Below are 20,774 nucleotides of genomic sequence, written 5' to 3' on the forward strand. Positions count from 1 at the left end.
CGGAAAGTCCGCAACTTTCGGGATCATGCTAAGGAGACTTCACCATGCAGGGCATTCTTTACGAGGAACCCTCGATCTGGCAGTTCTTCTTCGTCACCTGTCTGCTCGGCGGCTGGGCGGCGTGGATGACGGGCAAGGCCAGTGCCCAGACGTGGCGCAGCTTCATCCAGCTGTTCGCCTATGTGCTGGGCCTCGGCATCGCGATCCGCTTCATCCATCACGCGCTGTTCGGCGGCACCATGTTCTCGCTGCATTATTATGTCGTCGACACCATCGTGCTGATGATCCTCGGCTTCGTCGGCTATCAATACACGCGCACCAACCAGATGGTGACACAGTATAATTGGCTCTACGAAAGAGCTTCACTCTTGAGCTGGAAACCGAAAGGTTGACGTTCATCATTAACGCCGCCTCGAAATTGAATCGGCGTGACAAGTGCCTGAAAATCGGCAAACTATGCTTTCTGCGATAAGGGTGGGCATCGCATGAAAGCTTCATCCACGCCCACTCCGTTAATGGGAGCGTTTAAATGAAAAAGTCACTTTTGTCCGCCGTCGCCCTGACCGCGCTTGTCGCGTTCGGCGGCAGCGCGTGGGCTGACGTAATGATGGGCGTCGCGGGCCCGATCACCGGTCCGAACGCCGCCTTCGGCGCGCAGCTGCAGAAGGGGGCGGAAGCTGCTGTCGCCGACATCAATGCCAAGGGCGGCATCAACGGCGAGCAGATCAAGCTCGAAGTCGGCGACGACGTCTCCGATCCGAAGCAGGGTATCTCGGTCGCCAACAAGTTCGTCGGCGACGGCGTCAAGTTCGTGGTCGGCCACTTCAACTCCGGCGTCTCTATCCCGGCATCTGAAGTCTATGCGGAAAACGGCATCGTCGAAGTGACGCCGGCCGCGACCAACCCGCAATTCACCGAGCGCGGTCTGTGGAACGTGTTCCGCACCTGCGGACGCGACGACCAGCAGGGCAGCATTGCCGGCGCGTATCTCGCCGCCAACTTCAAGGATGCCAAGATCGCTGTCGTTCACGACAAGACCACCTACGGTCAGGGCCTTGCCGACGAAACCAAGAAGGCGATGAACGCCAAGGGCGTGACGGAAGTCATGTATGAAGGCATCAATGTCGGCGACAAGGACTTCTCGGCGCTGATCGCCAAGATGAAGGAAGCCGGCGTTTCCATCATCTATTGGGGCGGCCTGCACACCGAAGCCGGCCTGATCATCCGTCAGGCGGCCGACCAGGGCCTCAAGGCAACGCTGGTTTCCGGCGATGGCATCGTGTCGAACGAACTGGCTTCGATCGCAGGCGACGCAGTTGCGGGCACGCTCAACACGTTCGGCCCGGATCCGCGCCTGATCCCCGCCAACAAGGAACTCGTCGAGAAGTTCCGCGCGCAGGGTTTCGAGCCGGAAGCCTACACGCTCTACTCCTACGCCGCCGTGCAGGCGATCGCGGAAGCAGCGACCGCTGCCAAGTCGAACGACCCGCAGGCAGTTGCCAAGGCGCTGCATGAAAACGGCCCCTTCAAGACCGTTCTCGGCGACCTGTCCTATGACGCCAAGGGCGACCCGACGCTGCCCGGCTACGTCATGTACGAATGGAAGAAGGGCGACGACGGCAAGTACACCTACGTCCAGAAGATGTAAGCTCGTCAGTCTCCAGACCATTTACGGATGCCCGGCGCCTCGCGCCGGGCATTTTCTTTTGCCATCGTCATGTTCAGGGGCGGCCGGTGGAGCCGATGCTTAGCCGGGCAATGATCGTGCATTAACCGGAAAGCCGGCTCTTTTTTGGCTGTTCGGAGGAATGGGGAGGGTCCTTGGCGCAATGATTCCATTTCAATCGGTTTAAATGCGCGTCAATTTCGTTTGCACTGCAGCATTTTCACGCTAATCATTGCGCCGATTTCTCTTCCTTCCGTCGCTGGAGCCCAGTCCTTGGCCATCACGAAGATCCTCGTCGCCAACCGGTCCGAAATCGCCATTCGCGTCTTCCGCGCGGCCAACGAACTCGGACTCAAAACCGTGGCGATCTGGGCGGAGGAAGACAAATACTCCCTGCATCGCTTCAAGGCCGACGAGAGCTACCAGGTCGGACGCGGGCCGCATCTGACCAGGGACATGGGGCCGATCGAAAGCTATCTGTCGATCGAGGAGGTGATCCGCGTCGCCAGGCTGTCGGGTGCCGATGCTATCCATCCCGGCTACGGATTGTTGTCGGAAAGCCCCGAATTCGCCGACGCCTGTGCCGAAGCCGGCATTACCTTCATCGGGCCGAGGCCGGACACAATGCGGCGGCTCGGCAACAAGGTCGCGGCGCGCAATCTCGCCATCGAGGTCGGCGTGCCGGTGATCCCCGCCACCGATCCGTTGCCGGATGACATGGAGACGGTCAAGACACTGGCCAAGGAAATCGGCTATCCGGTGATGCTGAAGGCATCATGGGGCGGCGGCGGCCGCGGCATGCGGGCCATCCGCGCCGAAGCCGACCTTGCCCGCGAAGTCACCGAAGGCAAGCGCGAGGCGAAAGCCGCCTTCGGCAAGGACGAGGTCTATCTCGAAAAGCTGATCGAACGCGCCCGCCATGTCGAGGTGCAGGTGCTGGGCGATACCCATGGCAATGCCGTGCACCTGTTCGAGCGCGACTGTTCGATCCAGCGCCGCAACCAGAAGGTCGTCGAGCGGGCGCCGGCGCCCTATCTCGAAATGTCGCAGCGCGAGGAGCTTTGCGGCCATGCGCTCAAGATCGCCCGCGAGACCAGCTATATCGGCGCCGGCACGGTCGAGTTCCTGCAGGATGCCGACACCGGCAAATTCTATTTCATCGAGGTCAACCCGCGCATCCAGGTCGAGCACACCGTCACCGAGCAGGTGACGGGCATCGACATCGTCAAGGCGCAGATCCATATCCTCGACGGCTTTGCCATCGGCACACCGGAATCAGGCGTGCCGGCGCAGAAGGACATAAGGCTGAACGGCCACGCGCTGCAGTGCCGCATCACCACGGAAGATCCCGAGCACAATTTCATCCCGGATTACGGCCGCATCACCGCCTATCGCGGCGCGACGGGCTTCGGCATCCGCCTCGACGGCGGCACCGCTTATTCGGGCGCGGTCATCACCCGCTTCTACGATCCGCTGCTGGAGAAGGTGACGGCGTGGGCGCCGACGCCGGCCGAGACGATCGCCCGCATGAATCGGGCGCTGCGCGAGTTCCGCATCCGCGGCGTCGCCACCAATTTGACCTTTCTCGAAGCGATCATCAACCATCCGAGCTTCGCCGACAATTCCTACACGACCAAGTTCATCGACACGACGCCGGAACTGTTCCAGCAGGTCAAGCGCCAGGACCGCGCCACCAAGCTCATCAACTATCTCGCCGACGTCAGCGTCAACGGCCATCCGGAGACGCGCGGCCGGCCGCAGCCGAAGGCCGACGCCGCGGCACCCGTGGTGCCTTACCTCAACGGCAATGTGCCCGGCGGCAGCAAGCAGAAGCTGGATGTGCTGGGCCCGCAGAAGTTCGCCGCCTGGATGCGCGATCAGAAGGAGGTTCTGGTCACCGACACGACGATGCGTGATGGCCATCAATCGCTGCTGGCGACGCGCATGCGCACGCATGACATTGCCGGCATCGCCGGTACCTATGCGCGTGCCTTGCCGCAGCTTCTATCGCTGGAATGCTGGGGTGGCGCCACCTTCGACGTCGCCATGCGCTTCCTCACCGAGGATCCGTGGGAGCGGCTGTCGCTGGTGCGCGAGGCGGCGCCCAATCTGCTGTTGCAGATGCTGCTGCGCGGTGCCAATGGCGTCGGCTACACCAACTATCCCGACAATGTCGTGCAGCATTTCGTCAAGCAGGCAGCAAGCGGTGGCATCGACCTGTTCCGGGTCTTCGATTGCCTGAACTGGGTCGACAACATGCGCGTCGCCATGGATGCGGTCGGCGCCGAGGGCAAGCTGATCGAAGCGGCGATCTGCTACACCGGCGATATCCTCGATCCGGTGCGGGCGAAATACGACCTCAAATACTATGTCGGCCTAGCCAGGGAATTGCAGGCGGCCGGCGCCCACATCATCGCCGTCAAGGACATGGCCGGCCTGCTGAAGCCTTCCGCAGCACGCGTGCTGTTCAAGGCGCTGCGCGAGGCGACCGACCTGCCGATCCATTTCCACACCCACGACACGTCGGGCCTGTCGGCGGCGACGGTGCTGGCGGCGGTGGAAAGCGGCGTCGACGCCATAGACGCGGCGATGGATGCCTTCTCCGGCAACACCTCGCAGCCATGCCTTGGCTCACTCGTCGAGGCGCTGAAGGGCACCGAACGCGACCCCGGTCTCGACCCGCAATGGATCAGGAAGATCTCGTTCTACTGGGAAGCGGTGCGCAACCAGTACGCCGCCTTCGAAAGCGACCTCAAGGGGCCGGCCTCGGAAGTCTATCTGCACGAGATGCCGGGCGGGCAGTTCACCAATCTGAAGGAACAGGCTCGCTCGCTCGGATTGGAGACGCGCTGGCACGAGGTGGCGCAGACCTATCACGACGTCAATCTGATGTTCGGCGACATCGTCAAGGTGACGCCGTCGTCCAAGGTCGTCGGCGACATGGCATTGATGATGGTCAGCCAGGACCTGACCGTTGCCGATGTCGAAAATCCCGACAGGGATATCGCCTTCCCGGACTCGGTCGTCTCGATGCTGCGCGGCGATCTCGGCCAGTCGCCAGGCGGGTGGCCGGCGGCGCTGCAGAGGAAGGCGCTCAAGGGCGACAAGCCGATCACGGTGCGGCCCGGCTCGCTGCTCAAGCCAGCCGACCTCAAGGCCAACCGCAAGGAAATCGAGGAGAAGCTCGAGCGCAAGCTGTCGGAGTTCGAATTCGCCTCGTGGCTGATGTATCCGAAGGTGTTTACGGATTTCGCCGGCGCGCAGGAAACCTATGGGCCGGTCAGCGTGCTGCCGACGCCGACCTATTTCTACGGCATGAAGCCGGAAGACGAGATCTTCGTCGACATCGAGAAGGGCAAGACGCTGGTGGTGCGGTGCCTTGCCATCGGCGATGTCGACGAGAAGGGCATGGTCACCGTGTTCTTCGAGCTCAACGGCCAGCCGCGCCGTGTCAAGGTGCCCGACCGGGCGCATGGCGCGTCCGCCGCCAAGGCCCGCCGCAAGGCCGAACCCGGCAACGAGGCGCATGTCGGCGCACCGATGCCGGGCGTCGTTTCTGCGCTTTCGGTGGCTGCCGGGCAGGCTGTGAAGGCCGGTGACGTGCTGCTTTCCATCGAAGCGATGAAGATGGAGACGGCGCTGCATGCCGAGCGCGACGGCACGGTCGCCGAGGTGCTGGTCAAGGCAGGCGACCAGATCGATGCCAAGGATCTGCTGATCGCTTTCAGCTAATTGATACCTTCCTGGGGGATCGCTGTCCGCATCGTGGCGGCAGCATCAGTTCGATCATCGATAACAGCTTGACCCGCCGCCGCCGGTCGGGCATCGAGCCCGCTCAATTCGCCGCTGCATGCATCCCGAGTCGCGGCGCAGAAACGATGTGGAGAAAAATATGGCCGACGATATCACCGATACCAGCCAGACTGTTGCCGCCGGCCAGCTGCGTGCCTTCATCGAGCGCATAGAGCGGCTCGAGGAAGAGAAGAAGACCATTTCCGACGACATCAAGGAAGTGTTCGCCGAGGCCAAGGGCACAGGCTTCGACACCAAGGCGATGCGCACGATCATCCGGCTGCGCAAGAAGGACCAGGCCGAGCGTCAGGAAGAGGAAACCATCCTCGATCTGTATAAGGCCGCACTCGGCATGGTGTAGAGACCGTCTGGAAATTCTAATCCGGCGGCCATCTGGTGGCGTTTTCTGCGCTTCCCTAGTTCTACTGCAATGCAGTAGAACTGAGCTCACGTACTTTAAGTACGCTCCGCTCCGGTTCTCGAAACCACCACCATATGACTCGCCGGAGCGAATTTCGAAACAGTCTCCGGCCGAGCATGATGCCGGAGCGAGCATCGAGCCATGAGCGAATTCGACTTCGGCGCCCGCCGCGCCTCTGAATTCCGCCAGCGCGGCTTCTGGACGCTGTTCGCCGAGCGGCATCCGGAAGAAAGGGCTCTGATGGCGAGGCGCGGACCCTGGTTCTGGCAGCGCGGGCTGCCCGATTTCGCCTTGGTCCTTTCCATGTATGTCGCGCCGGCGCAGAGCCAGGTCGGCGTCTTCTTCGGCCGCAACGAGAAGTTCGGCGCCACGCAGGCGTGGTCGCGGTTGAAACCGTTCCAGCCTGATATCGAAGCCAGGCTGAAGCTCAAGCCGGAACAGAGTTGCGAGGATCTCGGCATCAATTCGATGTGGCGGGTGAACTGCTATGCCGAGGACAACTGGCCAGCCATGGCCGACTGGCTGGTGACCGAATGTTCGCGCTTCGAGCGCGCGGTAACCGAAGTCCTGAGGCAGGGATAGACATCCGGTGTTGCCAGAGGGTATCGGCTCCTTTTTCCGCTCACGCTGGCAAGGCCAGGTGCCGCTCGACCGGCTGTTCTGGCGTGACCTTGTTCTTGTCGGTACGGCGCTCAACGTCGCATCTCTGGTGGCCGCGATCGTCCTGCTCGGACTGAAGCTGCCGCTCGCGCTGGTTCTGGCGGTGCATTTCGCACCGGTGCCCTACAACCTCTTTCTGACCTTTTCCGTATGGCGAACCACGGAAAAGGCCAGTGGCGCCAAGGCCTCGCTGATGACGCTCGGCGCCACATTATGGCTAATCCTGACGGTCGTGGTCTGAGAGCGGACACGGGCGCCCAGCGCGTTCGCCGGGTTCGGCCGGGGGGCAATGAAAAGGGCGGCCGCAGCCGCCCTTTTCATTCATTCAATCGAATTTCGGTTCAGGCCGTCGGCTCGAATTTCAGCGCCACGCCGTTGATGCAATAGCGCAGGCCAGTCGGCGGCGGGCCGTCCTCGAAAACATGGCCGAGATGGCTGCCGCAGCGGGCGCAGTGGCATTCGGTGCGAACCATGCCGTAGCTGCGGTCGACGGTGTTTTCGACCGAACCCTGCACCGGGTCGTTGAAGCTCGGCCAGCCGGTGCCGCTCTCGAACTTCAGCTTGGATTCAAACAAAGGCTGGTCGCAGCCGACGCAGGAAAAGGTGCCGGCGCGCTTCTCGTAGAGCAAAGCGCAACTTCCCGGCCGCTCGGTGCCGTGGCCGCGCATGACGGCATACTGCTCCGGCGTCAGCCGGGCGCGCCATTCGGCGTCGGTGCGGGTTACAGGGTAGGTGTGGGTGTCCATTCGATCTCCTCAGCCTTGCCGGCTCGCCACTACAGCGCCGCGCGCCCATCGGACGCGCAAAGGACGCTGTAGTACTTTGGTTTTGCGCATGATCCTTTCCGAACCGGAGGTTCGGGACCATGCGCGGATTGCAACCTCATATTCGCACCAAGATAGGCATTTGTTACGCGATTTGCCCGCATTTTCGATCGTGATCTTTATGCGATCGCCCTGAGATAGCGATCGACCGAAGCAGCGAACGCCGCTTTTGCGCCCCCGATGACATTCTGGTTCCACCATGCACCATAGATATGGTCGAACGCGAATGGCTCCAGTGCCGCCGCGATGCGGCGCACGGCCGCTGCATTGAGCGGAATGTAGTTCGGATAGCTGTACATGAAGCTGACATGGCGGCGCGTCGGCGTCACCTGCAAGATATCGCCGGCCAGCAAGACGTCGCCGACATCGCGTTTCCAGTGCAGCACCTGACCGCCGGCAAAGTGGCCGCCGCAGCGGATGAGCGTCAGCGAAGGGTTTATGGCCAGCGTCTCGCCTTCCCAACTGACGATCGCCTTGTGCGGTCGCATGATCCATTGGCGGTCGTCGGCATGGAGATAAATCGGCACGCCGCCAAACGCCTCGCTCCAACTGGCCATCACCGAATAATAGTGGCAGTGCGAGATGGCGATCGCCGCCAGGCCACCGCGGCGGTTGATCTCGGCCACCGCCTCGTCGCTGACCATCGAAACGCAGTCCCACAGCACGTTGCCGTGTGGCGTCTGCGCCAGCAGCGCCCGTTGGCCGATGGCGAAGCGCGGCTCGATGCCGAAGGCGAGAACGCCGGCATCGTCCTTCATCACAAGCCGGTGTCCTTCGGCAAGTTCCTCCGGCGTGATCCACGCTTGGCCCTCCCAGCGCACATATTGGCGCTCGTCCTCGCAGATCGGGCAATGTTCTGGCGGCGTCTCTGTCGCCGCGAACTGGACGCCGCATTGCAGGCAGAGGAAGCAGGTCATCGGATCTCCTGTCGGTCTTTCAGTGCTTTCTTGAAAGCTGCTTGGTCGCGCCCTCAAGCCCGGCCAGCGTCAGCGGGAACATGCGGCCGCCGAAGATGTCGCGGATCATCGCAATCGAATGGGTGTAGCCCCAGTTCTTGGGGTCTTCGGGGTTCAGCCATACCGCGTTCGGCCATTGCTGCAGCAGACGGCCGAGCCAGACGCTGCCCGCCTCCGGATTCCAGTGCTCGACCGAACCGCCGGGGTGAGCGATCTCGTAAGGGCTCATCGAGGCGTCGCCGACGACGATCACCTTGTAGTCCGGCCCATATTTGTGGAGCAGGTCGAAGGTCGGAATCACCTCGGCATGCCTGCGGCGATTGTCCTTCCACACGCCCTCATAGAGGCAGTTGTGGAAATAGAAATATTCGAGCTGGCGGAATTCGGCGCGGGCGGCCGAGAACAGCTCCTCGACGCTTTTGATGTGGTCGTCCATCGAACCGCCGACATCGAAGAACATCAACAGCTTCACCGCGTTGCGCCGCTCTGGCCGCGTCTGCACGTCGAGATAGCCGTGTTCGGCCGTGGCATGGATGGTTCCGGGCAGGTCGAACTCCTCCTCGGCGCCCTCACGCACCCAGCGACGCAGGCGTTTCAGCGCGATCTTGATGTTGCGGGTGCCGAGTTCGACGGCATCGTCGAAATTCCTGAACTCGCGTTTGTCCCAGACCTTCACCGCGCGCCGGCTGCGGCTTTCATGCTGGCCGATGCGCACGCCTTCGGGATTGTAGCCATAGGCGCCGAAAGGCGAGGTGCCGCCGGTGCCGATCCATTTCGAGCCGCCCTGGTGACGGCCTTTTTGCTCCCGCAGCCGCTGTTTCAATGTCTGCATCAGTTTCTCGAAACCGCCGAGCGCTTCGACCAGTTTTTTCTCCTCGTCGGTCAGGTGCTTTTCGGCGAGGCGGCGCAACCATTCCTCGGGGATGTTGGCGATATCGACTGCATCCGGCCCGCCCAGTGCTTCGATGCCCTTGAAGACATGCGCGAACACCTGGTCGAAGCGGTCGATATGGCGCTCGTCCTTCACCAGCGCCGCACGGGCGAGGTAGTAAAAACCTTCGACGTCGTAGTCGACCAGCCCGGCTTCCAGCCCTTCCAGCAGCGACAGATATTCCCTGAGCGAGACGGGAACGCGTGCAGCCTTCAGTTCAAGGAAGAAGGGGATGAACATGGCCGGTTACAGCAAATCATACTCGATGAAGCCCGTGCGGCGGGCGACGTGGTCGTAAAGCTTGCGCGCGGTGGCGTTGGTCTCGTGCGTCATCCAGTAGACATTCTTGACGCCGATCTTTGCCGCCTCTTCCTTCACTGCGTTGATAAGGGCGGCGCCGATCCCCTTGCCGCGCACATCCGGGTCGGCGAACAAATCCTGCAGATAGCAGTTGTTTTTCTCCGACCAGCCGGAGCGGTGGTACAGGTAGTGCGTGAGACCGACCGCCTTGCCGTCCAGTGTGGCGATGAAGCCTTTTGGCTCGAATTCGCCCGGAGTGAACAGCCGCTTCCAGGTGACGGCGTAGACCTCTTCCGGCAGCTTCGTCTCATAGAAGGTGAGATAGTCGGTCCACAGGCGCCGCCAATCGGCGTGGTCGGACTGCGCGAGCGGGCGGACGATTATCTCGGACATTTCGTTCCCTCTGAAGTCTGGAACCCGATCCATACCAATAGAATCGGGATCAGGAACACCCTTGCCTATTCGGCAGGCGAACTATATTCGCGAAAAGCGGTCGCGAGCATGTGCAGCGCCTCCCGCGCCCGCGGCGGCAGAGCGTGCGACTGCAAAACGATCTCGGACGGGGGAATTGGTGGCAGGCCGAGTTTGCGGCCCACCTCGATCAAGCCCGGGGGCACAACCCGGTAAGCGAGGGCGGAAAGGGCAAAGCCCGCCGATACCGCGATGTTGACGGCAGCGCCGCCGCCGCCGACGAAAGCCTCATTCCAGGCGATGCCTGCCCGGTCCAGCGCCTCGACCGCTCTCATACGGTCCGGGCAATTGCATCTGGTGCTTAAAAGAGCCAGGCGCAGGGGCGTGCCTGGTCGCCATTCGAAGCCAGGTGCCGCGAACCAGCCATAGTGGGTGCGCGACAAAGCTTCACCGCGTCGACTGTCATCTTCCTGGTGCACAATCACCGCATCGAGTTCGCCGCGATCGAAAGCGTCTTCCAGCATGGAGCTGGTATCGATCCGTATGTTGAGCGCGAGCGACGGATCGTGGGCATGAAGCTGGGCGATCAGCGTGGAAAGCTCAGGCCCCGCGACATGATCGACGAAGCCGAGCGCAAGCCGACATGGCGCCGCGGAAAATTCCGCGACGGCGCGTTCATGGGCGGCAAGGAATTCGCGGGCCACGGGCAGGAAGACAGCCCCCCTTTCCGACAGTGCCACGCGGCGCGGGGTTCGTTCGATCAAACGTGCGCCGAGCTTTTCCTCGAGCCGCCGCAACTTGACGCTGATCGTCGCCTGGGTGCTGCCAAGTGCTGCAGCCGCCCGGGTGAAGCTCTGCAGGTCGGCCACCATGACGAAAGTGCGCACGGCATCGACATCGAGACTGGCCATCTCCGGCATTCCATTTTGTTATCTCTGAAATAGAAATGCATAGTCTTTTTTCATGGTCAAGCCTCGTCTATGTCATCTCGACCGCAGTTTGAAGAGCCAGCCCGGTTCCAGAATGCTTCGACAGAAAGTGATCGACATGACGTTTCAAATCGACCGAAACACCGTTGCGCTTGCCGGGGCCTGCCTTGCCTCGCTGCTGTTCGGCCTCGAAATCTCCAGCGTCCCGGTGATCCTTCCGAAACTGGAAAGCGTGCTCGCCGCCGACTTCAAGGATCTGCAATGGATCATGAACGCCTACACCATTGCCTGCACCACGGTGCTGATGGCGACAGGAACGCTGGCCGACCGCTTCGGCCGCAAACGGGTGATGGTGATCGCCACCATCGCCTTCGGCCTGGCCTCACTGCTGTGCGGCCTCGCGCCGAGCGCTTCGCTCCTCATCATTGCACGCTTCCTGCAAGGCCTGGCGGGAGGGGCGATGTTCACTTGCAGCGTGGCCGTCTTGTCCCACCAGTTTCAGGACGGCAGCGAACGCGGCAAGGCTTTTGTGGCCTGGAGCGTCGTCTCGGGGATCGGGCTTGGCTTTGGTCCCGCCATCGGTGGATTGATCGTCGCGTTCTCGAGCTGGCAGTGGGTGTTCCTCATCCATGTGCCGCTTGCCATCCTTGCGCTGGTCTTCATCGGTGCCGGTGTCACCGAATCACGCGACCACAATGCCCAGAAGCTTGACCGTGCCGGTATCCTGACGCTCTCGTTCGCGGTGTTCGGCTTCTCCTATCTGATCACGCAAGGGGCTGATCTCGGCTCTGGCGCCCGCATCGGCGTAGCAAGTGCTGCCGTGCTGGCCTTCGCCGCGTTCCTCGTTGCCGAGAAGATCAGCCCCTACCCGATGTTCGATTTCTCGGTGTTTCGGATCCGTCAATTTTCGGGAGCGATCATGGGCGGCATCGGCATGAATTTCAGCTATTGGCCGTTCATCATCTATCTGCCGATCTATTTTTCGGGTGTGCTCGGCTACGACAGCACCACGACCGGCCTGCTGCTGCTCGTCTACACGCTTCCCTTGATGCTGATGTCCTCGACCGCCGAGCGCCTGCGCGCCCGCTATCAGGCGCGGGTGGCGATCCCGCTCGGGTTGCTGACATTGGGGGTCGGCTTTATCGCCATGAGGATAGGTTCGAGCCTTGAGGGAACCAGCTGGCTGACCATGCTGCCCGGTACGCTGATCGCCGGTATCGGTATCGGCCTCACCAACTCACCGACCACCAACACCACGACGGGTTCGGTGTCGCCGGATCGCGCCGGCATGGCTTCGGGCATCGATATCAGTGCGCGGCTGATCACGCTCGCCATCAACATCGCGGTGCTGGGCCTGCTGTTGACGCAGGGAATTGCTTCCTATCTCAAAACCGCATTGGGCACGGCCCTTGACCCGGACGAATTGCGCGCGTTGGCGGAAAAGATCGCCACCGGAAATCTCGATGGCCTCTCGCAATATTCGCCCAGGCTGGCGACCCTCGACCCGTCCGGCGCGCTTGCGCATGCTGCCTTGGTCAACGGTTTTGGCTGGGTCATGCTCTATAGCGGGATCGGCGTTCTTGCCCTTGCCGTCATCAGCTTCGTCGTCTTCGGCCCCAGAAACGTCGCGCCGCAAGAGGCAAGGGACCGTCATCGTGCTCAGGGCGCAAGCGAAGCTCGATCGTAGCCAGTGCCCGGCGCCTCACCCTTGCCTGCGCGCCATGAAGGCAAGCCGCTCGAACAGATGGACATCCTGTTCGTTCTTCAGCAATGCGCCATGCAGCTTGGGCAACGCGTTCTTCGGGTCGGCGCGCAGATCCTCGGGCGCGATGTCGTCGGCGACCAGCAGCCTTATCCAGTCGAGCGCCTCGGAGGTCGACGGTTTTTTCTTCAGCCCCGGCACATCGCGGATCTCGTAGAACTGGGTGAGGGCTGCCCGAACCAGGTTCTGCTTGATGCCGGGATAGTGGACGTCGACGATTCTGTGCAGCGTGTCGACGTCGGGAAAGCGGATGTAATGGAAGAAGCAGCGGCGCAGGAACGCGTCCGGCAACTCCTTCTCGTTGTTGGAGGTGATGATGACGATCGGCCTGACGGCGGCGCGGATGGTTTCGCCGGTCTCGTAGACGAAGAACTCCATCCGATCGAGTTCCTGCAGGAGATCGTTTGGGAATTCGATGTCGGCCTTGTCGATCTCGTCGATCAAGAGCACGACCTTCCTGCCGGCGGCGAAAGCCTCCCAGAGTTTGCCGCGCTTGATGTAGTTCCTGATGTCGTTAAAGCGCTCGTCGCCCAACTGGCTGTCGCGCAGCCGCGAGACGGCATCATATTCGTACAGGCCCTGCTGCGCCCGCGTCGTCGACTTGACGTGCCATTCGATGAGGTCGAGGCCGAGTGCAGTCGCCACCTGGCGGGCCAGTTCCGTCTTGCCGGTGCCGGGCTCGCCCTTGACCAGCAAGGGCCGCTCCAGCGCGATCGCCGCATTGACGGCCACCATCAGATCCTTGTCGGCGACATAGGCCGCCGTGCCTTCGAAACGCATTCTTGCTCCTCGGTTGGTCATCGCGACCGTAAGGACGAGCCCGTGCCTGTGCAAGGGTGAGGTGTTGGCGGCGCGAGGGCCTGAACCCAACACGGAAAGAGTTCCCGTCTCACTGGCGCTTAGCCGGCCGGCAGCCTATATTGGGCGGGACGGTCTGTGCTTCCCGGCAGGAGAACATTTTCCCCGGGGCCTTAACGATCCTTAGGGAGCTGTCCCTGGGAAGACCCGTGGGTTTTCTCACACGGCGCCCACCTACTTTGTAGGTTCCCGGGATCGCTCTCTCCACCGGTTGTGTGGATCGTCACTTATTGCCACGCGTCCCGCATTTCGGTGGATGATTGCGGTGGAAAACGTCGCTCCCAACACTCCATCCAGATCTGACCTTTTCTACCCTGACTGCATGACCTCTCTCAAAGACCTCAAAAAGCAGCTTCGCCGCGAGGCCCTCGGACGCCGCGATGCGCTCGACGAATTCTGGCGGGTGGAGGTCGCGCTTGAAATGGCAGAGACGGCACGCGATCACCTCCACATTGAGCCGGGCCAGATCGTTTCCGGCTTCTGGCCGATGCGCTCGGAAGTCGACGTCAGGCCGCTGATGTTTGCCTTGCGCGAAAGGGGCGCGCGGCTTTGCCTGCCGGCCATTCTCGACAAAACCACGATCGTCTTTCGCGAACTGGTGCGCGGCGCGCCGATGGTCGAGATGGGTTTCGGCACGGTCGGCCCGCATGAAGAAGCAGAAGTGCTCGACCCCTCGGTGATGCTGGTGCCGCTCGCCGCCTTCGATGCGCGCGGCCATCGCATCGGCTATGGTGCCGGCTATTACGACCGCGCCATCGCCAAGCTGATCGACAAGGGACAGCCGCCGCGGCTGGTCGGCATCGCCTTCGACTGCCAGGAGGTGGCAATGGTGCCGGATGAGGAACATGACGTCGTCATTCCGGAAATACTGACCGAGAGCGGGTTGCGCCGCTTCGCGTCAAAATTGTAGATAAAAGGACGCATGATCTTTCACAGACGTCATGCAGCTTTTGCTTCGCTGACCTTCGGTGCGGGATCATATGAGACTTCTCTTCCTCGGTGACATGGTTGGAAAGACAGGACGGACGGCGGTGTGGGAACAGCTGCCCGGCTTGATCTCCGACTTCAAACTCGATTTCGTCATCGTCAACGGTGAGAACGCCGCCGGCGGCTTCGGCATCACCGAAGATATCTTTCGCGAGACGATCGCGGCCGGTGCGGATGTCGTCACAACCGGCAACCATGTCTGGGACCAGCGCGACGCACTCGCCTTCGCGCCGCGCGAAGAGCGCTTCCTGCGCCCCTCGAACTTTCCCAAGGGCACGCCCGGGCGCGGCTCCGGCGTCTACATCGCCAGGAGCGGCGCGCGCGTGCTGGTCGCCAACATCATGGGCCGGGTGTTCATGCATCCCGAACTCGACGATCCCTTCCAGGCCGGCGAACGCGAGCTTGCCGCCTGTCCGCTCGGCGAGCAGGCGGATGCCGTGATCATCGACTTCCACGCCGAGGCGACCTCGGAAAAGATGTGCTTCGCGCATTTCGTCGACGGCCGCGCCAGCCTCGTCGTCGGCACCCACACCCACCAGCCGACCGGCGATCACCAGATCCTCAATGGCGGCACCGGTTATATGTCCGACGCCGGCATGTGCGGCGACTATGATTCCTCGCTCGGCATGGACAAGGAGGAGCCGCTCAACCGGTTCCTGTCGAAAGTGCCGAAAGGCCGCTTCGAAGCGGCGACCGGACCGGCGACCTTGTGCGGCGTCGGCGTCGATATTTCCGACCGCACCGGGCTGACCGAGCGGATCGCGCCGTTTCGTCGCGGCCCGCGGCTGGAGGAAACCGCACCGTCCTTCTGGTCATGACATTGATATAGGCACGCTTAGTACCTAACTGCCGGCGACACTGCTCTAGATCGTTAAAAGAGGGGACGACCTCCATGCAGCTCATCGAATTCCTGGCGCCGCATTTTCAATTTGTGTCCGATCCAACCGCCTGGGTCGCGCTGCTGACGCTGATTGTGCTCGAGGTCGTGCTCGGCATCGACAATCTGATCTTCATCTCGATCTTGACCAACAAGCTGCCGGAAGCACAACGGGCCCGTGCCCGCCGGCTCGGCATCTCGGCGGCGCTGATCATGCGGCTGGTGCTGCTGGCCACCATTTCGATCATCGTCCAGCTGACCACGCCGGTGTTCACGGCCTTCGGCCATGGTTTTTCCTGGCGCGACCTGATCCTGATCGCCGGCGGCCTGTTCCTGGTCTGGAAGGCGACCAAGGAGATCCATCACACGGTCGATCCCGACGACCACAAGGATACGATGATGGGCGAGACGCTGCAGATCAGCCTCGCCGGCGCGATCTTCCAGATCCTGCTGCTCGACCTGGTCTTCTCAATCGATTCGATCATCACCGCCGTCGGCATGACCGACGAGATCGCCATCATGTACATCGCCGTGATCGTGGCGGTCAGCGTGATGATGCTGGCGGCCGGGCCGCTGGCCAACTTCATCGCCAAGAACCCGAGCATTGTCATGCTGGCGCTGGGCTTCCTTTTGATGATCGGCATGACACTGATCGCCGACGGCATGGGCTACCATGTGCCCAAGGGCTACATCTATGCGGCGATGGGCTTTTCGGCATTGGTCGAGGGGCTCAACATGCTGGCGCGGCGGCGCAAGAAGCCGGGCGGCGGGCATTGAGGCAAGAGCAGCAGGGACCTTAGCCAGGATCAGCGCGATCAGTTGGCCAAGCTGGCTGAATTGCCTGACAGCGAGATCGATATCTTGGACATTCCGGAAGCTCCGGCCGAGAATTGGATTCAAGCTCGTCGCGAGCAGGAAAAGCGGCGATCCCAAGCCCGCCGGTTCAGTTAGCCGGCACGCCCTTCGGGTGACGGTCGCCGATCAGGCCGAGCGTCAGGCCTTGTTCCAGCCACGCCTTGGCACCGGCCAGCACCAGCGTGAAGCCGCCGGTTGAGCCGACGGCCTCTTTGACCTGCCCGTCGCCATCGCCGGCGAAGCCAAAATTGCGAACCTCGAGAAAAGTTGTCTCGCCAGGCATTTCGGTGAAAGTCCAGACCACGGTGGTTGGTGGATCGCTCCACTGCATGACGATCTTTTCGTTCGGAACGATCTCGCTGACGTCGACCGTCGTCGAGACGCCGTACATGCGCCATTCCCAGTGGATCTGCTCGCCGCTGTCCAGCCGGCCGCTGCCATGGGTAAACCAGAATTTTGTGGTGATGGCCGGGTCGACGAAGGCCTCGAACACTTCGGCGACAGGCCGCCGGATCAGCATGCCGGCTTCGGCGGTCGGTTTTTCGTGGATGTCCATGGAATGCTCCTAATGGTCAGATATTGGTCTCGTTGGCGGGTTCGCCTTTCATCTCGCTGCGGTAGTAGCCGTCGCGCAAATTGATGCCGTACTCGAGATAGGCCTTCATGCAGGCCAGCATCTGCGACCAGCCCTCGCAATTGAGGTAGGACTTCTTCAGGCCGACCGCGCCTTCCTGCCAGCCGCTCTCGGCGATGGTGACGAAGGTGCCGCCATCGTCCAGCGGTTCGAAGTTCATCTCGATGCGGGTTTTGTAGGCCGGCTTGCCGTCCTCATCGGTGGCATCCCAGCGCAGCACGATGCGGCGGTCCTTGACCACTTCGTCGACCTCGACCGGCACCTTGCCCCACCAGACGACGCCGGCGCCGGCTTCCAGCGGGGCGCTGGCGCCGCCGATCGTGGTGAAATAGCCGCTCAGTTTCCTCGGATTGGCGACTGCGTCGAAGACGTCGGCGACCGGCTTGCCGATGCGTCCGGAAACACTGAATCCAAGTGACATATCCACAGCTCCTTCCCTTGATCGGTTCAACAATATGTTATATAAACATAACATGTCAAGCCGATCGCAAGACGACAATGTTTTCAAGGCGCTGGCGCATCCGCGCCGGCGTGAAATGCTGGATCAGCTGAAGGACGCGCCGAAGACGACCGGCACGCTGTGCGAGGCCTTTCCCGATATCGATCGCTGCACGGTCATGCTGCATCTGAAGGTGCTGGAGGAGGCCGACCTGATCGTTGCGCGGCGCGACGGCCGCGAGCGCTGGAACCATCTCAACGCGCTGCCGATCAAGCAGATCCACGACCGCTGGATCAGCCAGTATGCCGGCCATGCGCTCAGCATCATCGACCGGCTGAAATCCGATCTGGAGGCGTGAATGCTTGCTGCAGCCCATGGCGCGCGTCCCGTGCGCGGTGCGGCTGGACGAATTGAGCCGATTTATCTATAAGCCGGCCATTCCGACAGAGAACGCCGTGCTTCCAAGAGGTGCACCTGGGACGCTCTGAAATTTTGAATTCGGGCATTGCGGCAGACGAGGTCAGATCACTTCGCTTCGCGATGCTCTAGCCGAGAAGACGACAGGGGTGCCATGGCTGGCCATTCACAGTTCAAGAACATCATGCACCGCAAGGGCCGCCAGGATGCGGTGCGGTCTAAAATGTTTTCCAAGCTGGCGCGCGAAATCACCGTCGCCGCCAAGAGCGGGACGCCCGATCCATCGATGAACCCGCGCTTGCGCCTGGCGATCCAGAACGCCAAGGCAGTGTCGATGCCGAAGGACAACATCCAGCGCGCCGTCAACAAGGCCTCGATGGGCGATGCCGAGAATTACGAAGCCGTGCGCTATGAGGGCTATGGCCCGGGCGGCGTCGCTGTCATTGTCGAGGCGCTGACCGACAACCGCAACCGCTCGGCGTCCAATGTGCGTGCTGCCTTCACCAAGGCCGGCGGCGCGATGGGCGAAACGGGCTCGGTTTCCTTCATGTGGGACCGCGTCGGCGAGATCTATTATCCGGCATCGGCCGGCAGCGCCGACAAGGTCATGGAAGCGGCAATCGAAGCCGGCGCCGACGACGTGGAAACCGACGAGGAAGGCCACACCATCTATTGCGCCTTCGAGAATCTCGGTGAGGTGTCGAAGGCTCTGGAAACCTCGCTCGGCGAGGCAGAATCGGTGAAGCTGATCTGGCGGCCGCAGAACAACGTTCCGGTCGACGAGGAGCGGGCACAGTCGCTGATGAAACTGGTCGCCACGCTCGAGGACGACGACGACGTGCAGAGCGTCTACGCCAACTTCGAAGTCGACGACGAGACCATGGCCAAGCTCAGCGCGGCATGAGCGGAGCTCAGCCCGGCATGAGCGAGCAGATCCTCCCCGCCATCCGCATCACCTATTGCACGCAGTGCCAGTGGCTGCTGCGCGCCGGCTGGATGGCGCAGGAGCTGCTGTCGACCTTCGGCACGGACCTTGGCGAGGTGACGCTGGTGCCGGGCACCGGCGGCATCTTCACCATTTCCTGCAATGACGTGCTTGTCTGGGATCGCAAGCGCGACGGCGGTTTTCCGGACGCGGCCAAGCTGAAGCAACTGGTCCGCGATGTCATTGATCCGGACCGCGACCTCGGTCATTCCGATCGGAAGACAAAGGCGTAGAGGCCGCCGGCGCTGCCGTCACTTGCGTCGCCACGCTCCGAAGGCGGCGCCAATCGCAACACCCATGGCGACGCCCATCGGAAGGTCATCCAGAGCGGTGCCGACCGCGGCACCGACACCAACTCCGATTGCCATGCCGAAGGCCATATTCGAATATTGACCCTTCATCGGTGGCTCCATCCATCCTTTTCAACGCGCGGCGAACCAGAAGAATGCCAGCGCGGCTATGCCGCTGATGGTGCGGACATGGTTCCACATCACCCACTCGTTGAGGTAGCGCGACCACAGGCTTGCGCCATTGCTGCTGGCCGGATCGAGGGCGGCGAGCGCATCGTTGAGCGGGACGTTGAAGATCATCGTCACCACCACGATGCCGATGAGATAGAGCAGGCTGCCGGCAACCAGCCAGAGCGAGCCTGGCTGGTTCCAGCCGATCACCGCACCGATGGCGACAACGATGCAGACGAGAGCCGTGCCGAACAGTGCTGTCATGAACAGCGGCGTCACCGCTGTGACGTTGATGGAATTCATCGCGGCAATGCCGCTTGCGGCTGGCATGCGGGCGAGGCCCGGCATGACGAAGCTGGAGAAAGCAAAGAAGACGCCGCCGACGACGCCTGAGCCAAGTGCGGCAATGAAGATGAGAGTGGGAAGAAGTTTCGCGATCATGTCAGTTGCTCCAGATGCCCATTGTGCTTTCCTCCGCATAAACGTGATTAATCCTCACATTTGCAAAACGTGATAAACCCTCGTATTTTTCGAGTCAAGTGATTTTGGCGGCATTTGGAGTCAGGTATGGAAGACGCGGCAACCCCCGTTTCCGCACAGAAGCAGGCTGCTTCACCGCGTCGGGCGCCGAGCCAGCAGCGCAGCCGCGAGCGGGTCGAGCGCATGCTGGCGGCTGCCTCGGCGCTGATCGCCGAGCAAGGCAGCGATGCCATGCGCATGGGTGAGGTGGCGGAGCGCGCTGGGGTGTCGATCGGGTCGCTCTATCAGTTCTTTCCGGACAAGCGGGCGATCATCTGGGCGCTGGCCGAGCGCTACACCGCCGAAAGCCAGTCCTGCATTTCGGCAGCACTGGCTGGCATCAGCGACGCCGAAGGCCTGCAGTCCGCGTTTTCAGAGTTGGTCGACATCTATTACCGGCTGTTCCTGGCCGAGCCGGTGATCCGCGACATCTGGTCGGGCACGCAGGCTGACAAGGCGCTGCGCCAGCTCGAACTCGCCGACAGCCGTGCCAACGCCGAATTCCTCAGCGCGGTGCTGAAACGGCTGCGGCCGGCAGCCGATCCGGCGACACTGGAAACCACGGCGTTTCTGGTCTGGCAGATGGGCGAGGCCGCCATGCGGCTGGCGATCTCGGTTGAGCGGCAGGAGGGCGACAGGCTGGTCGCCGCCTACAAGCGCATGGCGTTAAGGGAATTGCTGGCCGAGTAGGACCGCGCCGCAACAAAAAACCCGCCACAAGGGCGGGTTTTCGATCTGTGAAAGCTCGTTTGGCTTAAGTTCTTACTTGATGCAAGTCGTTATCCCAAAACCGCTTCGCACTTTTGGGCGACATGCAATTAGATGCCGAAACCTTCGAAACGCTTCTTGAACTTCGACAGGCGGCCGCCGCGGTCGAGCAGGGTCTGCTGGCCGCCGGTCCAAGCCGGATGGGTGGTCGGGTCGATATCGAGGTTCATCGTATCGCCTTCCTTGCCCCAGGTCGAACGGGTCGTGTATTCGGTGCCGTCGGTCATGACGACCTTGATGGTGTGGTAATCGGGATGGATGTCGGTCTTCATGGTTCGGTTCCTGGCTTGCCGGCGCTGCCGACGGGCATAAGCCTGCGTCG

At 62.0% G+C, this 20,774-nt stretch carries 25 protein-coding genes and 1 other RNA gene; 15 read left to right on the forward strand and 11 right to left on the reverse strand.

Translation table 11 applies throughout. The features are described from left to right. The first annotated feature begins 44 nt into the window (after positions 1 to 44). The 6 genes from A9K65_RS06365 (at position 45) to A9K65_RS06390 (ending at position 6,780) form a co-directional block, all read left to right on the forward strand. A complete protein-coding gene (locus A9K65_RS06365; RefSeq protein ID WP_013529096.1) occupies positions 45 to 392 on the forward strand; it encodes a DUF6867 family protein in 348 nt (115 codons plus the stop codon). Positions 393 to 529: 137 nt separating this feature from the next. After that, the gene (locus tag A9K65_RS06370; RefSeq protein WP_013529097.1) at positions 530 to 1,648 is read left to right on the forward strand and encodes a branched-chain amino acid ABC transporter substrate-binding protein; all 1,119 of its coding nucleotides are present in this window, start codon (positions 530 to 532) and stop codon (positions 1,646 to 1,648) included. A 291-nt stretch (positions 1,649 to 1,939) separates the two neighbouring features. Continuing rightward, entirely contained in the window at positions 1,940 to 5,398 is a 3,459-nt protein-coding gene (gene pyc, locus A9K65_RS06375) for a pyruvate carboxylase (protein WP_064995927.1), read from the forward strand. A 160-nt stretch (positions 5,399 to 5,558) separates the two neighbouring features. Continuing rightward, a complete protein-coding gene (locus A9K65_RS06380) occupies positions 5,559 to 5,819 on the forward strand; it encodes a DUF2312 domain-containing protein (RefSeq protein ID WP_013529099.1) in 261 nt (86 codons plus the stop codon). A gap of 201 nt (positions 5,820 to 6,020) precedes the next feature. Further along, positions 6,021 to 6,461 carry a hypothetical protein gene (locus A9K65_RS06385; protein WP_064995926.1) on the forward strand — a complete coding sequence of 147 codons (441 nt, stop codon included), beginning with the start codon at positions 6,021 to 6,023 and terminating at the stop codon, positions 6,459 to 6,461. A gap of 7 nt (positions 6,462 to 6,468) precedes the next feature. After that, positions 6,469 to 6,780, forward strand: coding sequence for a hypothetical protein (locus A9K65_RS06390; RefSeq protein WP_027162547.1), 312 nt, complete (start codon positions 6,469 to 6,471; stop codon positions 6,778 to 6,780). 100 nt (positions 6,781 to 6,880) lie between these two features. On the opposite strand, the gene msrB is transcribed toward A9K65_RS06390, so the two are convergent. The 5 genes from msrB to A9K65_RS06415 form a co-directional block, all read right to left on the reverse strand. Beyond that, positions 6,881 to 7,285, reverse strand: a complete 405-nt coding sequence (msrB, locus tag A9K65_RS06395) for a peptide-methionine (R)-S-oxide reductase MsrB (RefSeq protein ID WP_064995925.1) — start codon at positions 7,283 to 7,285, stop codon at positions 6,881 to 6,883. A 197-nt stretch (positions 7,286 to 7,482) separates the two neighbouring features. After that, complete coding sequence (locus tag A9K65_RS06400) at positions 7,483 to 8,280, reverse strand: MBL fold metallo-hydrolase (protein ID WP_064995924.1); 798 nt, start codon at positions 8,278 to 8,280, stop codon at positions 7,483 to 7,485. Between the two features lie 19 nt (positions 8,281 to 8,299). Beyond that, a complete protein-coding gene (locus tag A9K65_RS06405) occupies positions 8,300 to 9,490 on the reverse strand; it encodes a VWA domain-containing protein (protein WP_064995923.1) in 1,191 nt (396 codons plus the stop codon). A gap of 6 nt (positions 9,491 to 9,496) precedes the next feature. Further along, positions 9,497 to 9,943: a GNAT family N-acetyltransferase gene (locus A9K65_RS06410; RefSeq protein ID WP_013529104.1), complete on the reverse strand. Its 447-nt coding sequence runs from the start codon at positions 9,941 to 9,943 to the stop codon at positions 9,497 to 9,499. Positions 9,944 to 10,008: 65 nt separating this feature from the next. Further along, positions 10,009 to 10,872, reverse strand: a complete 864-nt coding sequence (locus tag A9K65_RS06415; RefSeq protein ID WP_084016371.1) for a LysR family transcriptional regulator — start codon at positions 10,870 to 10,872, stop codon at positions 10,009 to 10,011. A 136-nt stretch (positions 10,873 to 11,008) separates the two neighbouring features. Between A9K65_RS06415 and A9K65_RS06420 the strand changes: the two genes are divergently transcribed. Further along, on the forward strand, positions 11,009 to 12,577 hold the full coding sequence (locus A9K65_RS06420) for an MFS transporter (RefSeq protein ID WP_084016369.1): 1,569 nt from the start codon (positions 11,009 to 11,011) through the stop codon (positions 12,575 to 12,577). Positions 12,578 to 12,592: 15 nt separating this feature from the next. Here A9K65_RS06420 and A9K65_RS06425 read toward each other — a convergent pair whose 3' ends face one another. Continuing rightward, entirely contained in the window at positions 12,593 to 13,432 is an 840-nt protein-coding gene (locus tag A9K65_RS06425; RefSeq protein ID WP_063173258.1) for a MoxR family ATPase, read from the reverse strand. Positions 13,433 to 13,580: 148 nt separating this feature from the next. Here A9K65_RS06425 and ssrS point away from each other — a divergent pair. The 4 genes from ssrS (at position 13,581) to A9K65_RS06445 (ending at position 16,151) form a co-directional block, all read left to right on the forward strand. After that, a non-coding RNA gene (ssrS, locus tag A9K65_RS06430) (6S RNA) lies at positions 13,581 to 13,736 on the forward strand. Positions 13,737 to 13,832: 96 nt separating this feature from the next. Then, entirely contained in the window at positions 13,833 to 14,420 is a 588-nt protein-coding gene (locus tag A9K65_RS06435) for a 5-formyltetrahydrofolate cyclo-ligase (RefSeq protein ID WP_024502903.1), read from the forward strand. Between the two features lie 70 nt (positions 14,421 to 14,490). Then, positions 14,491 to 15,315, forward strand: coding sequence for a YmdB family metallophosphoesterase (locus A9K65_RS06440; protein ID WP_024502904.1), 825 nt, complete (start codon positions 14,491 to 14,493; stop codon positions 15,313 to 15,315). 74 nt (positions 15,316 to 15,389) lie between these two features. Further along, positions 15,390 to 16,151: a TerC family protein gene (locus A9K65_RS06445; RefSeq protein WP_013529109.1), complete on the forward strand. Its 762-nt coding sequence runs from the start codon at positions 15,390 to 15,392 to the stop codon at positions 16,149 to 16,151. A gap of 166 nt (positions 16,152 to 16,317) precedes the next feature. Here A9K65_RS06445 and A9K65_RS06450 read toward each other — a convergent pair whose 3' ends face one another. Together A9K65_RS06450 and A9K65_RS06455 are read right to left on the reverse strand one after the other, a co-directional pair. Further along, positions 16,318 to 16,785, reverse strand: coding sequence for an SRPBCC family protein (locus A9K65_RS06450; RefSeq protein WP_064995920.1), 468 nt, complete (start codon positions 16,783 to 16,785; stop codon positions 16,318 to 16,320). Positions 16,786 to 16,801: 16 nt separating this feature from the next. Continuing rightward, a complete protein-coding gene (locus A9K65_RS06455; RefSeq protein ID WP_064995919.1) occupies positions 16,802 to 17,284 on the reverse strand; it encodes an SRPBCC domain-containing protein in 483 nt (160 codons plus the stop codon). A 52-nt stretch (positions 17,285 to 17,336) separates the two neighbouring features. Between A9K65_RS06455 and A9K65_RS06460 the strand changes: the two genes are divergently transcribed. The 3 genes from A9K65_RS06460 to A9K65_RS06470 all read left to right on the forward strand — a co-directional run bounded on the left by A9K65_RS06460 (position 17,337) and on the right by A9K65_RS06470 (position 18,937). Then, positions 17,337 to 17,660 carry a helix-turn-helix domain-containing protein gene (locus tag A9K65_RS06460; protein WP_064995918.1) on the forward strand — a complete coding sequence of 108 codons (324 nt, stop codon included), beginning with the start codon at positions 17,337 to 17,339 and terminating at the stop codon, positions 17,658 to 17,660. A 213-nt stretch (positions 17,661 to 17,873) separates the two neighbouring features. Next, positions 17,874 to 18,623, forward strand: coding sequence for a YebC/PmpR family DNA-binding transcriptional regulator (locus A9K65_RS06465; RefSeq protein WP_013529113.1), 750 nt, complete (start codon positions 17,874 to 17,876; stop codon positions 18,621 to 18,623). Positions 18,624 to 18,640: 17 nt separating this feature from the next. Next, positions 18,641 to 18,937 (forward strand): SelT/SelW/SelH family protein, encoded by a 297-nt coding sequence (locus tag A9K65_RS06470; protein WP_127218697.1) that lies wholly within the window; start codon positions 18,641 to 18,643, stop codon positions 18,935 to 18,937. 18 nt (positions 18,938 to 18,955) lie between these two features. On the opposite strand, the gene A9K65_RS06475 is transcribed toward A9K65_RS06470, so the two are convergent. Continuing rightward, on the reverse strand, positions 18,956 to 19,105 hold the full coding sequence (locus A9K65_RS06475; protein ID WP_084016367.1) for a hypothetical protein: 150 nt from the start codon (positions 19,103 to 19,105) through the stop codon (positions 18,956 to 18,958). 21 nt (positions 19,106 to 19,126) lie between these two features. Then, on the reverse strand, positions 19,127 to 19,606 hold the full coding sequence (locus tag A9K65_RS06480; RefSeq protein ID WP_024502909.1) for an anthrone oxygenase family protein: 480 nt from the start codon (positions 19,604 to 19,606) through the stop codon (positions 19,127 to 19,129). 126 nt (positions 19,607 to 19,732) lie between these two features. Here A9K65_RS06480 and A9K65_RS06485 point away from each other — a divergent pair, with 126 nt between their 5' ends. Beyond that, entirely contained in the window at positions 19,733 to 20,374 is a 642-nt protein-coding gene (locus A9K65_RS06485; RefSeq protein WP_024502910.1) for a TetR/AcrR family transcriptional regulator, read from the forward strand. A 128-nt stretch (positions 20,375 to 20,502) separates the two neighbouring features. Here the strand turns inward: A9K65_RS06485 and rpmE are convergent, their stop codons facing one another. Next, complete coding sequence (rpmE, locus tag A9K65_RS06490; RefSeq protein WP_013529118.1) at positions 20,503 to 20,724, reverse strand: 50S ribosomal protein L31; 222 nt, start codon at positions 20,722 to 20,724, stop codon at positions 20,503 to 20,505. Between the last annotated feature and the right edge of the window lie 50 nt (positions 20,725 to 20,774).

Source organism: Mesorhizobium sp. WSM1497 (assembly GCF_001672455.2).
Classification (GTDB): domain Bacteria; phylum Pseudomonadota; class Alphaproteobacteria; order Rhizobiales; family Rhizobiaceae; genus Mesorhizobium; species Mesorhizobium ciceri.

Bases quoted from the DNA above. Each gene is read 5' to 3' on its own strand.
- A9K65_RS06475 (WP_084016367.1), bottom strand. From the start codon at position 19,105: ATGAAGGGTCAATATTCGAATATGGCCTTCGGCATGGCAATCGGAGTT.
- A9K65_RS06460 (WP_064995918.1), top strand. From the start codon at position 17,337: ATGTCAAGCCGATCGCAAGACGACAATGTTTTCAAGGCGCTGGCGCAT.
- A9K65_RS06420 (WP_084016369.1), top strand. From the start codon at position 11,009: ATGACGTTTCAAATCGACCGAAACACCGTTGCGCTTGCCGGGGCCTGC.
- A9K65_RS06435 (WP_024502903.1), top strand. From the start codon at position 13,833: ATGACCTCTCTCAAAGACCTCAAAAAGCAGCTTCGCCGCGAGGCCCTC.
- A9K65_RS06465 (WP_013529113.1), top strand. From the start codon at position 17,874: ATGGCTGGCCATTCACAGTTCAAGAACATCATGCACCGCAAGGGCCGC.
- A9K65_RS06485 (WP_024502910.1), top strand. From the start codon at position 19,733: ATGGAAGACGCGGCAACCCCCGTTTCCGCACAGAAGCAGGCTGCTTCA.
- A9K65_RS06450 (WP_064995920.1), bottom strand. From the start codon at position 16,785: ATGGACATCCACGAAAAACCGACCGCCGAAGCCGGCATGCTGATCCGG.
- A9K65_RS06365 (WP_013529096.1), top strand. From the start codon at position 45: ATGCAGGGCATTCTTTACGAGGAACCCTCGATCTGGCAGTTCTTCTTC.
- rpmE (WP_013529118.1), bottom strand. From the start codon at position 20,724: ATGAAGACCGACATCCATCCCGATTACCACACCATCAAGGTCGTCATG.
- A9K65_RS06480 (WP_024502909.1), bottom strand. From the start codon at position 19,606: ATGATCGCGAAACTTCTTCCCACTCTCATCTTCATTGCCGCACTTGGC.
- msrB (WP_064995925.1), bottom strand. From the start codon at position 7,285: ATGGACACCCACACCTACCCTGTAACCCGCACCGACGCCGAATGGCGC.
- A9K65_RS06380 (WP_013529099.1), top strand. From the start codon at position 5,559: ATGGCCGACGATATCACCGATACCAGCCAGACTGTTGCCGCCGGCCAG.
- A9K65_RS06440 (WP_024502904.1), top strand. From the start codon at position 14,491: ATGAGACTTCTCTTCCTCGGTGACATGGTTGGAAAGACAGGACGGACG.
- A9K65_RS06400 (WP_064995924.1), bottom strand. From the start codon at position 8,280: ATGACCTGCTTCCTCTGCCTGCAATGCGGCGTCCAGTTCGCGGCGACA.
- A9K65_RS06425 (WP_063173258.1), bottom strand. From the start codon at position 13,432: ATGCGTTTCGAAGGCACGGCGGCCTATGTCGCCGACAAGGATCTGATG.
- A9K65_RS06415 (WP_084016371.1), bottom strand. From the start codon at position 10,872: ATGGCCAGTCTCGATGTCGATGCCGTGCGCACTTTCGTCATGGTGGCC.
- A9K65_RS06455 (WP_064995919.1), bottom strand. From the start codon at position 17,284: ATGTCACTTGGATTCAGTGTTTCCGGACGCATCGGCAAGCCGGTCGCC.
- A9K65_RS06385 (WP_064995926.1), top strand. From the start codon at position 6,021: ATGAGCGAATTCGACTTCGGCGCCCGCCGCGCCTCTGAATTCCGCCAG.
- A9K65_RS06445 (WP_013529109.1), top strand. From the start codon at position 15,390: ATGCAGCTCATCGAATTCCTGGCGCCGCATTTTCAATTTGTGTCCGAT.
- A9K65_RS06410 (WP_013529104.1), bottom strand. From the start codon at position 9,943: ATGTCCGAGATAATCGTCCGCCCGCTCGCGCAGTCCGACCACGCCGAT.
- A9K65_RS06470 (WP_127218697.1), top strand. From the start codon at position 18,641: ATGAGCGAGCAGATCCTCCCCGCCATCCGCATCACCTATTGCACGCAG.
- A9K65_RS06405 (WP_064995923.1), bottom strand. From the start codon at position 9,490: ATGTTCATCCCCTTCTTCCTTGAACTGAAGGCTGCACGCGTTCCCGTC.
- A9K65_RS06370 (WP_013529097.1), top strand. From the start codon at position 530: ATGAAAAAGTCACTTTTGTCCGCCGTCGCCCTGACCGCGCTTGTCGCG.